12 protein-coding genes are annotated in these 12,528 nt (G+C 60.4%); 9 read left to right on the forward strand and 3 right to left on the reverse strand.

What is annotated here, in order from left to right; genetic code table 11:
• Together AC2TAD_RS03550 and AC2TAD_RS03555 are read left to right on the forward strand one after the other, a co-directional pair.
• Positions 1-699 carry a CbtA family protein gene (locus AC2TAD_RS03550; RefSeq protein ID WP_353390461.1) on the forward strand — a complete coding sequence of 233 codons (699 nt, stop codon included), beginning with the start codon at positions 1-3 and terminating at the stop codon, positions 697-699.
• 65 nt (positions 700-764) lie between these two features.
• Positions 765-1,259 (forward strand): hypothetical protein, encoded by a 495-nt coding sequence (locus AC2TAD_RS03555; RefSeq protein WP_480865976.1) that lies wholly within the window; start codon positions 765-767, stop codon positions 1,257-1,259.
• On the opposite strand, the gene AC2TAD_RS03560 is transcribed toward AC2TAD_RS03555, so the two are convergent.
• A complete protein-coding gene (locus AC2TAD_RS03560) occupies positions 1,256-1,612 on the reverse strand; it encodes a DUF1636 family protein (protein ID WP_234899339.1) in 357 nt (118 codons plus the stop codon). The genes AC2TAD_RS03555 and AC2TAD_RS03560 overlap by 4 nt on opposite strands.
• A 127-nt stretch (positions 1,613-1,739) precedes the next feature.
• On the opposite strand from AC2TAD_RS03560, the gene AC2TAD_RS03565 reads away from it, so the two are divergent.
• From AC2TAD_RS03565 to mdoH, 7 genes are all read left to right on the forward strand, one after another.
• Complete coding sequence (locus AC2TAD_RS03565) at positions 1,740-2,198, forward strand: DUF302 domain-containing protein (protein WP_480865978.1); 459 nt, start codon at positions 1,740-1,742, stop codon at positions 2,196-2,198.
• Between the two features lie 78 nt (positions 2,199-2,276).
• The gene (locus tag AC2TAD_RS03570) at positions 2,277-3,896 is read left to right on the forward strand and encodes a thiamine pyrophosphate-binding protein (protein WP_480865980.1); all 1,620 of its coding nucleotides are present in this window, start codon (positions 2,277-2,279) and stop codon (positions 3,894-3,896) included.
• Positions 3,883-5,067: a CaiB/BaiF CoA transferase family protein gene (locus AC2TAD_RS03575; RefSeq protein ID WP_480865981.1), complete on the forward strand. Its 1,185-nt coding sequence runs from the start codon at positions 3,883-3,885 to the stop codon at positions 5,065-5,067. The genes AC2TAD_RS03570 and AC2TAD_RS03575 overlap by 14 nt, the downstream gene beginning before the upstream one ends.
• Before the next feature lie 180 nt (positions 5,068-5,247).
• Positions 5,248-6,618, forward strand: coding sequence for a tetratricopeptide repeat protein (locus AC2TAD_RS03580; protein ID WP_480865983.1), 1,371 nt, complete (start codon positions 5,248-5,250; stop codon positions 6,616-6,618).
• A gap of 35 nt (positions 6,619-6,653) precedes the next feature.
• The gene (locus AC2TAD_RS03585; protein WP_480865984.1) at positions 6,654-7,871 is read left to right on the forward strand and encodes an OpgC family protein; all 1,218 of its coding nucleotides are present in this window, start codon (positions 6,654-6,656) and stop codon (positions 7,869-7,871) included.
• Positions 7,868-9,367, forward strand: coding sequence for an OpgD/OpgG family glucan biosynthesis protein (locus AC2TAD_RS03590; protein ID WP_480865986.1), 1,500 nt, complete (start codon positions 7,868-7,870; stop codon positions 9,365-9,367). The genes AC2TAD_RS03585 and AC2TAD_RS03590 overlap by 4 nt, the downstream gene beginning before the upstream one ends.
• Complete coding sequence (gene mdoH / locus AC2TAD_RS03595) at positions 9,364-11,232, forward strand: glucans biosynthesis glucosyltransferase MdoH (RefSeq protein ID WP_480865987.1); 1,869 nt, start codon at positions 9,364-9,366, stop codon at positions 11,230-11,232. The genes AC2TAD_RS03590 and mdoH overlap by 4 nt, the downstream gene beginning before the upstream one ends.
• On the opposite strand, the gene AC2TAD_RS03600 is transcribed toward mdoH, so the two are convergent.
• Positions 11,233-12,057, reverse strand: coding sequence for a CE1 family esterase (locus tag AC2TAD_RS03600; RefSeq protein WP_480865989.1), 825 nt, complete (start codon positions 12,055-12,057; stop codon positions 11,233-11,235).
• Complete coding sequence (locus AC2TAD_RS03605) at positions 12,054-12,527, reverse strand: rhodanese-like domain-containing protein (protein ID WP_480865991.1); 474 nt, start codon at positions 12,525-12,527, stop codon at positions 12,054-12,056. The genes AC2TAD_RS03600 and AC2TAD_RS03605 overlap by 4 nt, the downstream gene beginning before the upstream one ends.
• Between the last annotated feature and the right edge of the window lies 1 nt (position 12,528).

Consider the following 12,528-nt stretch of genomic DNA (forward strand, 5'->3'; position numbering starts at 1 on the left):
ATGTTTAGCCGTATCCTGACCAGCGCGTTGTTCGCTGGTGCTGCAGCGGGGCTGATTGCCGCCTTGCTGCAGTTGGTCTTTGTGCAACCTGTGTTGCTGCACGCGGAACTGTATGAATCAGGTGAATTGGTCCATTTCGGCGGTGACGTCGTAAGTGCTCACCCCGAGCTGCCGGGAATGTTCTCGGACCTGTTCCGCGATGCGCTGAGCGTCATTTTCACGATGCTTATCTATACCGGTTATGCGCTGATGATGATTGCGCTGATGTCCGTGGCTGAGGGCAACGGCCACAAGATTGACGGGCGCACCGGCGTTTTGTGGGGGCTTGCGGGGTTCATTGCCGTGCACCTCGCACCCGGATTCTCACTCGCGCCAGAAGTGCCCGGCGTGGCAGCAGCCGATGTCGCTGCGCGTCAGATCTGGTGGTTTGCGACCGTCGCCGCAGCAGGTGTTGCCATGTGGCTGATTGCCTTTGGCGGCACCCTGATCAGCTATGTGATCGCAGCCGCCCTGCTGTTGGCCCCACATCTGATCGGCGCGCCCGAGCCGGACGTGTTTACCGGCCCCGTTCCGACCGAGATCGGCGCGCTGTTTGCCGCACGCGCCTTTGGCATCGGACTGGTAGCCTGGGTTTTGGTCGGGGCATTCGCCGGATACTTCTGGCGACATGAAAGCCAGCGTGCCGAAGCTGCGGCCTGACCAGCACGCTTATGAACACGCCGAGACCAGCTCGGCGTGTTTCTACTACCATCAAGGAACATAAAATGGCACGCTCACTTGCCCTGTTTGCAATTGGCATGGTTTTTGGCAGTGGTGCAGGATTTGTGGTTGCGGCTGCAAATGGCGTCACTTTCGACGGCCGTGACCATGGCGATCCCGCACATCACAGTTCGTCTCACGCCGAGGCAGCCGCACACGATCATTCGACTGCCATCAACCTGCCTGCTGGCGCTGATGCTCCGGGGCTTGAGATCGCTCTTACGCCCGATCCTATGGCGGGCTGGAACCTGCATGTCATGCCGCAGAACTTTCGGTTCTCACCACAAAATGCCTCAAAGACCGATGTCGACGGCGAGGGGCATGCACATGTCTACGTAAATGGAGAGAAACTGGCCCGGCTGTACGGTAACTGGATGCATATCGACCATCTGCCGCAGGGCGAGGTCGAAGTCTCGGTCTCTCTGAACGCAAACAGCCACAGCCCGCTGATGGTCGACAACATCCCCGTCAGCGCGGCGGTCACACTACAGGTCGACTAAAGCGCCGGAATACGCGCCCGCAAACACATCCGGAGCCGCCCGCAAGGCCGGGCGTCTTCGATCCAGCCTTTGGGGCTTTCCAGATAGGTCCGGCAGGTCGCCACGATATCATCGGCGTCCGAAGCGACATCGACCCCTGAAAACACATATGACGCACCGCCATCGGCCTGCAGCGCGATGGCCACGGGTTCAGAGCATCCGCTGAAACAGGCGTGCTGATCGACCGAAACCCTTCCCTCAATCCCCGCGCGGGTCAGGGCTAATTCGACAGCTTTGACCTCAGCCCCGCAATCGCGGGCACCGGCACAGGACGAACATATCAACAGGCGCATCTGATCCAATTCGGACCTCATCGGGTGGCACTTGCCTGTTTCTGGGGGTTTCCGGCCACAGGCGCAATCGGGAAAACGCACAAGATTGTGAGTGCGCCCTGTCCCGCTTTCTGGCATCACAGTCTCAACCCCGTAACAGGAGGCCCCGATGAATGCCCTTTGGACTGCGATAGCCCTGATAGCGACCCCTGCTTTGGCAGAAGAGCCCCTTTCGGGCTGGGCCAGCTATACAACCGACAAAAGTTATGACGCGTTGGTTGCCGACACCAAGGATGCCATCAAGGCCAATGGTCTGATCGTGGTCACGCAGGCAGGCCCGACCAAGGCCGCCGCATCGCGCGGGATCACCATCCCCGGCAATCGGGTTATCGGGGCCTTCAACAACGACTACGCCGTGCGCGTGCTGGAAACCTCGGTGAACGCGATGATCGAGGCACCGATCCGCTTTTATGTCACCGAGAATGAGGACGGCACCGCCACCCTGTCCTACAAGACTCCCAGTTTTGTCTTCGCGCCCTACGTTTCTGAGGGCGGAGCCCCCCTACGTGAGATCGCCGAGGAACTAGATGGCAAGTTTCAAGCTGTCGCTGAAACAGCAGTCAAATAGTCACACTGGCGTGATCCGCCTTGCGTCTGGGGCCGTCCTCCGCAATCTGCTGTGAAACAGTTTTTCGGAGCATGACTTATGCAAGACCTCTCGCCCCGCGCAGCGGACCTTCTGGCCCAACGTTTGTACGAGGCCGGATGTCGCCACGCCTTTGGAATGCCCGGTGGTGAGGTTCTGACCCTTGTCGATGCGCTGGAACAGGCCGGGATCACCTTTCATCTGACCAAGCATGAAAACGCCGCCGGTTTCATGGCCGAGGCCGTGCATCACCGCGATGGCGCGCCCGCCATTCTGGTCGCCACCCTTGGCCCCGGTGCGATGAACGGGATCAACGTGGTCGCCAATGCTTTGCAAGACCGTGTGCCCATGATCGTTCTGACCGGATGCGTCGATGCCGATGAAGCGCTGACCTACACCCATCAGGTGATGGATCACGCGCAGGTCTATCGCTCGATCACCAAAGGGACGTTTACACTGACCGCCAAAGGCGCAGACATTATTGCCGATAAGGCGGTTACGTTGGCCAATCAGCCGCGCCCCGGTCCCGTGCATATCGACGTGCCGATCTCGGTCGCGGATACCCGCGTGTCGGGCGTGAAACCGCGCCGCCGCGCCAAGATTGCCTCTGTATCCCCTGCGGGCGACTGCGTCGAGAAAGCCCGCCGATGGGTGTCGCAGGCCGAACGGCCCATCGCAATTGTCGGGCTGGATGTTCTCTATGACGACTCGCGCAACGTGGTGCAGGCATTTCTGGAGCATTTCGACATCCCCTTCGTGACGACATACAAGGCCAAGGGCGTCGTGCCTGAGGATCATCCTCTGTGCCTAGGTGGCGCGGGCCTTTCGCCGCTGGCTGACAAACATCTGGTTCCGCTGGTCGAACAGGCTGATCTGGTGCTGTGTCTGGGCTATGACCCGATCGAAATGCGCCCCGGCTGGCGTGAGATCTGGGACCCAGCGGAAAAGCGCGTGATCGACGTCTCGGCTGTGCCCAATGACCATTACATGCATCAGGCGGGGCTGAATTTGGTGGCACATACCGGCGAGACGCTGGAGGCCATCGCCAAAGGCACCCCGTCGCGCAAGACATGGCTGGGTGGCGAACCCGCGCAAGTCAAAGCCGCTTTGGCGCAGGCGTTTCCCACGGATGACGACTGGGGACCCGCGGCGGTTATCGCTGAAACCCGCGTTGCCCTGCCCGCCAACACTCTGGCGACGGCCGACAGCGGCGCGCATCGCATCCTGCTGAGCCAGATGTGGGATTGCTCCGAGGAACGCGGGCTGATCCAATCCTCGGCCCTTTGTACCATGGGCTGTGCCGTGCCGATGGCGATTGGCCTGAAACTGGCCGAACCCGACCGCCCGGTGATCAGTTTCTCGGGCGATGCTGGGTTCCTGATGGTCGCCGGAGAGCTGTCGACCGCTGCCGAGATGGGCGGTAACCCGATTTTTCTGGTCTTTGTCGATGCCAGCCTTGCGCTGATTGAGCTGAAACAGCGCCAGCGCCAGATGGGCAACACAGGCGTAGATTTCGACCGCCACGACTTTGCCGCCATGGGCCGCGCGTTCGGCGGTAACGGCCACACGGTGCGCAACCGCGAAGAACTGCGCGCGGCGCTGGATGCGGCGGTCAAGGCCGACGGCTTTACCGTCATCGCCGCCGAGATCGACCGTGGAGGCTATGATGGCCGGATCTGAGGGGCCGCTGAAGGGTATCAAGGTTCTGGACCTGTCCCGCATTCTGGCAGGACCGACCTGCACGCAATTGCTGGGCGATCTGGGCGCAAACGTGATCAAGATCGAAAACCCAGCAACCGGCGGCGATGATACGCGCCAGTGGGGTCCTCCGTATGTGACTGACGCTGATGGCAATGCATCTGATCTGAGCGCCTACTTCATGTCGGCCAACCGTAACAAGAAATCAGTGGCAATCGACATCACAACAGCCGAGGGTCAGGCGGACATCCGACGTCTCGCCTCGCATGCCGATATCCTGATCGAGAATTTCAAACCCGGCGGGTTGGCGAAGTACGGGCTGGACTATGCAACCCTGTCGCAGGAATTTCCCAGCCTCGTTTATTGCTCGATCTCAGGCTACGGACAGGACGGACCAAACGCGTCGAAGCCCGGATATGACCTGATGGCACAGGGTTACGGCGGGATCATGTCTCTGACCGGTGATCCCGAGGGCGCGCCCATGAAAGTGGGCGTTGGCATCGCTGACGTGATGTGCGGCATGTACGCGACCGTCGGCATTCTGGCCGCGCTGCGCCACCGGGATCAAACAGGCGAGGGCCAGCAGATCGACCTTGCGCTGGTTGACGCGCAAATTGCATGGCTGATCAATGAGGGCGTAAATTATCTGACTTCGGGCAATGTCCCTCAACGGCGCGGAAACGGGCACCCGAATATCGTACCCTATGACGTCTACCAGACGGCAGACGGGCACGTGATCCTGGCCGTTGGCAACGACAGCCAGTTCAGACGGTTTTGTGACTTCATCGGACAGCCTGACCTGGCGGACGACCCCCGTTTTGCAACCAACCCATCACGTCTGGAACATCGTGATGCGCTGAACGCAATTCTGCGCCCAGCCGTGCAAAACTATGACACTGAAACCGTCATTGCCGAGCTTGAGGCGCGCAAAGTGCCTGTGGGCCCGGTGCAGACGTTGGATCAGGTTTTTGCCACCGATCAGGTCGCCGCAAGGCAGATGCAGATCGCCATGCAAGCCGACCCGGCACAGGTGAATCTGATCGGAAATCCACTGAAACTGTCCAAAACGCCTGTAACATATCGCAGTGCTCCACCGACCTTTGGCGCGGACACTCAGGCCGTTCTGAACGCCGAAAACCCGTTTGAAGACTGAAACACAATGCCTAATTCGCCGGCATGTTGCTGAAACATGCCGTTGAATCGGCGGTTTTTTTCACGTTTTGCACACACAGCATTTCACCAATTCGAGAGGTCGGTCGATACTGATACGACCCCGCTAGAGTCTCTGATAAGTCGAATAATGTACTAATTCTCAACGGATCGGACCACGAGCATGAAACAAGACGTTTTCGGACAGATGAACACCCTGAGCCATTCGGCAAGCGCCGAGGCATGGGATGGCGTGCTGCTCGGGTTCATGGCGCATGCGGCGGTGACGCCTCAGCATCTGGGAAAAGTCTTGGAGCTTGAGCCGGATTTTGCCCTGGGCCATGCGATCAAAGGTCTGTTCATGGTTCTGCTGGGCCGCCGCGAGATGATGCCAGTCGCCGTCGATGCTCTGGCCGCCGCCAATGCCGCGATGGAGCGTCAACCGGTAACCGCACGCGAACGCCTTTATGTACAAGCGCTGGAGCTGTATCTGTCCGATCTGCCCTCGCAAGCCGTTCAGAAGTTCGAGGAAATCCTGTGCGCCCATCCGCAAGACTCGCTGGCGATGAAGCTTAGCCATGCCACCCGCTTTGTTCTGGGCGACGCCGAAGGCATGCGTCGCTCGATCGAACGTGTGATGCCGGCTTATGAGCCCGATCATGCGGGCCGTGGATATCTGTTGGGCTGCCATTCTTTCGCGCTGGAAGAAACCGGTGCCTATGAAAAAGCCGAGATTGCAGGCCGTCAGGCGCTGTGGATGGTGTCAGATGACGCATGGGGCCTGCACGCGGTGGCCCACGTGCATGAAATGACCGGCAACGCACAGCTGGGTCTGGATTGGCTGGCCGGGCGCGAGGACGCTTGGGCGCATTGTAACAACTTCCGCTATCACGTCTGGTGGCACAAGGCGCTGATGCACCTGGATCTGGGCCAGGTCGATCAGGTGATGGATTTGTATGACAACTACATCCGTCAGGACAAAACCGACGATTACCGCGATATCTCGAACGCGACCTCGTTGTTGTCCCGTCTGGAACTTGAGGGCGTAAACGTCGGCAATCGCTGGGAAGAACTGGCTGACCTGAGCGCCAATCGCACCGAAGACGGCTGCCTGATCTTTGCCGACCTGCACTATTTGCTGGCTCTGACTGGCGATAACCGGGACGAAGCAACCGGAAAGATGCTGAAACGCATCCAGAAAGACGCCCAACGCAATCAGGGCGACACCCCGATCCGAATGTCCGATCCGGGCATCGCGGCAGCTAAAGGGTTGGAAGCCTTTGGCGACGGCCTATACGGCCAAGCCTTTGATTTCCTTTCGACGGCACGTGACGGAATGCAGATGGCAGGTGGCAGTCACGCGCAACGTGATGTATTCGAGCGCATCACAATTGATTCCGGCCTGCGCGCCGGGCGTCTGGATGCGGTCGAGCGCATCCTAGATGATCGCCGCGCAAAACGGGCCGGTGGCGAGGACAATTACGCCCTTGCGCGCCGCGCATTGATCGACGCGGCACGCGATGACCGGGATGCACAAAGCGTTCCGGCTGAATAACAAAAATAAAAAGACCAAAGAAGGACAGAACACGTATGGCGACAGCATCGCCCGCTTCTGATTTTGCGCCTGTGGCGGCCCAAGCAGCCGCCCCTGCCCGCGTGCGCGACCCGCGGCTGGATTTCTATCGCGGCATCGCGATGTTCATCATCCTGATCGCACACATCCCGAACGACCCTTGGGCCAGATGGATTCCGGCGCGGTTCGGTTATTCAGATGCAACCGAGATTTTCGTGTTCTGCTCGGGCATGGCCTCGGCCATTGCGTTCGGCGGGGCTTTTGCCCGCAAGGGTTGGTGGATGGGAACGGCTCGCGTGGCGTTCCGCATCTGGCAGGTCTACTGGGCGCATATCTGCCTGTTCTTCTTTGTGGCCATGTCGATGGCGGCGCTGGACCAGTCGGGTTTCTTCGAGAAAACATATATTTCCTCGCTGAACCTCCAGCATTTCTTCAACGAACCAGCGCCACAGATGGTCGGTCTGTTCACGTTGACCTATGTTCCGAACTACTTTGACATCCTACCGATGTATCTGGTGGTTCTGGCGCTGATGCCTGTTTACATGGGCCTGTATCGCATCGGGTTCTGGGCCGTGGCAGCCACGTCGATTGCGATCTGGCTAGTCGCACAAACCGGTGCGCTGGCCCTGCCGGCCGAGCCTTGGTCGGACCGCCAGTGGTTCTTCAACCCCTTCGGCTGGCAGTTGCTGTTCTTTACCGGCTTTGCCTTCATGCGCGGGTGGATCCCTGCCCCCCCTGTATCGAAAACCCTGATCTGGGCTGCCGTACTGTTCCTGATCCTGTCGGCCCCGTTTGGATCGTGGAAGGTCTTCACTTGGATCAACAATGCCGCGCCTGAACTGGGTGCCGTGCTGCGCAAGGGCTGGCCCCTGACCTCGGAACTGCGGGGCAAGACCGAGTTTGGCCTGCTGCGCTATGTTCACTTCCTCTCACTGGCCTATCTGGGCTGGGTCGTCGCGGGTGAGCATGGCCATCGCCTGATCGCAACCGGTCAGGGTGCAGCCGCGAAAGTTTGGGAGTTCCTGCTGGCCGCCATCACCAAGGTCGGGCAGCAATCCTTGGCAGTTTTCGTCTTTTCCATGGCAGCAGCGCGCCTGATCGGCGTTGGGCTGGACCTGAGTGGGCGGGATGTTGCCAGCGTCTTCATCGCCAACATGATTGGCTTTGCCATGATCATCGGCGTGGCCTATCTGGCCGGTTGGTTTAAGTCACACCCCTGGAAGTCTAAAAAATGAATTTCACACGTCGCGCATTTTTGGCCTCAACTTCGGCGCTTGCTTTCGCTCCGGCCACCTTTGCTGCCGGTGGCGAGGTCCCCTTTGACCGCAATGACGTGATCGCACTGGCCCGTGAACTGGCCAGCCAACCCTATGCCGAGCGTGAAATGGTTCCGCAGGAATGGCAGGACTTGACGTATCAACAGTATCGCTCGATCCGGTTCCGGCTGGACCGTGCGCTGTGGTATGAAACCCAGACGCCGTTCAACGTAGATTTCTTTACGCCAGGCCTGTATTTCCCGCGCACTGTTAAGGTTTCAACGGTCGAGGACGGTATGACCACCCCGGTGACGTTCGATCTGTCGATGTTCGACAAATCCGAAGATGTGCCGACCCTGCCCATCGACGACACGCTGGGGTTCTCGGGCCTGCGCCTGCGCACCGAAATGCACCGCCCCGGTAAGACCGATGAGTTCTGCGTCTGGCAAGGCGCCAGCTATTTCCGCGCCATTGGTCTGCACGAGGTTTACGGGCTGTCCGCGCGTGGTCTGGCCCTGAAAACCGGCGATCCGGATGGGGAGGAGTTCCCGGAGTTTATCCGCTTCTGGCTGGAACGCCCCAAACCCGGCCAGCGAAACATGGTCGTGCATGCGCTGATGGACAGCCCCAGCGTGACCGGGGCCTATCGGTTCAACGTCACCGCCGGGGCCGACTGCATCATGGATGTCGAAGCAACGCTCTTCCCCCGCGAAGAGCTGCCCCATGTGGGCATCGCGCCCGGCACCTCGATGTTCCTGTTCGACCAGACCAACCACAGCCGGTTTGACGACTTCCGCCCCGCCGTTCATGACAGCGATGGCTTGATGGTTCGCAATGGCGCGGGTGAGGTGCTGTGGCGGCCTTTGGCCAATCCCACCCGCCTGCAGATTTCGTCGTTCGTGGATACGAACCCACGCGGCTTTGGCCTGATGCAGCGGAAACGCAAGTTCTCGGACTATGCGGATCTTGAAGCGAACTATCACAAGCGCCCCGGCCTGTGGGTCGAACCCAAGGGCGATTGGGGCAAAGGCACTGTGACGCTGGTCGAGATTCCGGCGGATCAGGAGATCTATGACAACATCGTCGCCTATTGGCGCCCGGCCGAGCCCTATGCCGCCGGCAGCCAGATCGACATGTCCTATCGTCTGATCTGGGGTGAAGAACCCCAGCGCACGCCCATGCCACGCGTGATCAACACCGCGATGGGCGACAATACCTTCGGCGAAGGACGCCTGGCAGTGATCGACTTTGAGGACAGCGAGCTGTTCGATGACCCCGATGCGATGACCATCTTTGTTGACTCGCCCCATGCCGAGACCTCGGAAGGCGTGCTGCAACGCAACCCCGATACCGGCGGCTTGCGGCTGGCCTTCTCGTTCCAGCCGGGCGAGCGGAACCACGTAGAGCTGCGCGCGCAGCTTCTGAAGGACAAACAGCCCGCCTCTGAGGTTTGGCTCTACCGTTGGACCACATGAGCCGCGATCTGCATATCATGCCGCCCGAGGCCCCTCTGGCGATGCCCGCGCAGGATTTCAGCGCCGGGTTTCGGGATGCGCAGGTGCCGAATGGCAAGCGCGCCTCGGCCGGGTTCTGGCGTGCGCTGGCCTTTTCGCCTGCGATGGCGGCCACTCTGGGGCTGCTTTGGGTGATGTCCGACTGGTTCGGGGCCGAAGGGATCAACCTGATCGAAGGCATCCTGCTGACGTTGATCTCGTTTAACTTCTTCTGGATTTCTTTCACGGTCTGCACCGTGCTGCTGGGCATGGTGTCCCTATCGCGGCAGGAACAGCCCAAACGCGAAGGCCGTCCGCAACCTTTGCGCGTCGCCCTGTTAACCCCGGTCTACAACGAGGTGCCGTGGAACGTGCTGGGCAATGCCCGCACCATGCTGGAGGATCTGAGTAAGCGCGGTGGTCAGCATCACTATGCCATGTTCATCCTGTCCGACACGCGCGACCCCGAGATCGCCGCGCAGGAGCAGGCCAGTGTCGAGGCGCTGCGCACCACGCTCGCCCCCGGCCTTGAGCTGTATTACCGCCGTCGCCCTGAAAACACTGACCGCAAGGTGGGCAATATCGCCGATTGGGTCAGCCGCTGGGGGGCTGATTGGGACGCCATGCTGGTGCTGGATGCTGACAGTCTGATGACCGGTCGTGCCATCACCCGCCTGACTGACGCTTTGGCACGCGACCCCGGAGCCGGTCTGATCCAGAGCTATCCGCAGCTGATCGGCGCGCAATCGGTCTTTGCCCGGATGCAGCAATTTGCCAACGGTGTCTACGGCATCGCCTTTGCCGAAGGTCTGGCCCGTTGGTGCGGGCAAGAAGGCAATTATTGGGGCCACAACGCCATCATCCGCACGCGCGCCTTTGCTTCCAGCGCGGGTCTTCCCAAGCTGCGCGCTTTAAATGGTCAGGAAAAGCTGATCATGAGCCACGATTTTGTTGAAGCCGGACTGCTGCGCCGCGCCGGGTGGGCCGTGCGCTTCCTGCCGCGCATTCGCGGATCCTATGAAGAGACGCCTCCGACACTGATCGACCACGCGCTGCGGGACCGGCGCTGGTGTCAGGGCAACCTGCAACACCTGAAATTGCTGGGCTCGACCGGGTTCCGCGCGGTGTCCCGCTTCCACATGTTCCACGGCGCAGTCGGTTATCTGATGTCGCCGCTGTGGTTTGCCCTGCTGGTGATGTGGGCGCTGATCGGTCAGGGTGAGGACGCGTCGGTCCTGTATTACTTTAGCCCCGACAACCCTCTGTTCCCGCAATGGCCCGAGATGTCGGAAACCCGCCATGTGCTGATAATCCTAGTCATGTACGCCATGCTGCTGGCGCCCAAGGTGCTGGGCGTTCTGGCCCTGCCGCTGAGCGGTGTGCGCTATGCCGAGTTCGGCGGTGGCTTGAAATTCGTCACCTCGTTTCTTGCCGAAGTGGTGCTGTCAATCCTCTATGCGCCCATCCTGATGGTACAACAGATGATTGCCGTCTTCCGCACCGCCTTCGGTGTTCAAAAGGGGTGGTCTCCGCAGACGCGCGATGGCGGCAGCTATGGCTTGCGCACATTGGTCCTGTGTCACGCACTGGAAACGGTAAGTGGCATTGCGTTGAGTGTGGGCATTCTGTCGGGCCTGGTGTCCATCTGGCTGGCCCCGATAGCGATCAGCCTGGCCTTTGCGATCCCGCTGTCTGCGCTCAGCGGGGTATCTTCGGCTTCTGCGCGCCGCATGGTCGGGATGAGAGAGGACGTCAATGAACCCGGGATCACCCGGTCTGCCCGCCGTCACAGAGACGAGTTGAAGCGCGTGATCGAGGGCAAAGGCGTGATGACCCCGGCAGAATGATCACCCGCCGGGCAAGCCCTCGTACCAATCCACCATCATATCGGACCAGCCTTTAGGTACGGTATGTCCGCCTGGGAACAACGCAAATTCCAGCGCGCTGCCATCTGCGCAACCGCTCCAATAGCGGCGCATAAAGGGACCCGTGGTCGAAAAACCGCTGGGTTTGGTATCAACGCAGCCATTGGCCAAGCGCCAGATTTCCAGCCCGGCAAAGATATCGCCCTGATGGAACCGGCCCCCACCCAACAGCCGCCCTTCCAGCGGCACCACATTGTCAATCCAGCCATGAGTATGGAACAGGCGCACCGGACCTTCGCAGGTTTCGGGATGCGGCCGCCAGAACCCGCCTGACACGGGCACATAGGCCGAAAACGTCTCGGGTGCATCGCAAGCCAGATAATTGACCATGAACCCGCCAGCCGAGAATCCGCCCAAAATCACACGGTCCCTGTCGATACCAAACCGTTCGGCAGCGTCATCTACCACTTCGGTCAGAAAGGCGGTCTCGTCCCGGTCACCGAAACCGGGATAGAAATTCCAGCTTTTGATTCCGGGGCGGCTTGGTCGTTCCAACCCTTCGGGCGCCATCACGGCATATCCCCGTGCAAGCAGGGGCTTGACCATGCTGCGGTTCTTCATGGTGCCAGTACCGCTGCCCCCGTACCCGTGCAGAAACACGACCAGAGGTGGGTTGTCTGCTTTGGGCAGTTCGATGTGATACGCACCCGAGTCGGTCTGACACGCCCCATCCTGATCCGCGCAAGCGGCATAACTGGCCTGCCCCGCAAATACAGCGGCCACCGCCATCGCGACAGCGCGGATCATTGGCCTGCCTCGTCATATGCGCCGACGGGCAGCCCGGCACGCACCCAACCCGGCCCGGCTGCGGAGCCCAACATACCTTCCGGCACGTCGATAATATTGGTGAACCCCGCCTCGCTGAGCCTGTTGCTGAGCCGCGCAGACCGCACTCCGCGCGCGCAAATCAGCGCAACCGGCGCGTTCTTGTTCCCGTCGGTCAATTGATCCAGCGCTACAACGAAATCGTCGCGACGCATGTCCAGCGGATAGGCCCCTTCGCCCACGCCCGTCGCCTGCCATTCCCGAGGCGTTCGGATATCCAGCAGTAAAATGTCGCCAGACAGGGCTTGCTGGTGCGCGGCTTCGACACTGAGATGTCCGCCAGCATAGCTGGGCGGGATCAACCGGTATTCCCGGATTGCGAAACCGGTGGCGACAAGCGCACCACCGCCAACCAATACCCACCTGCGGTTTTTGACTGTTTTGTCTGTCACG

The organism is Ruegeria sp. HKCCD7628, from assembly GCF_057221005.1.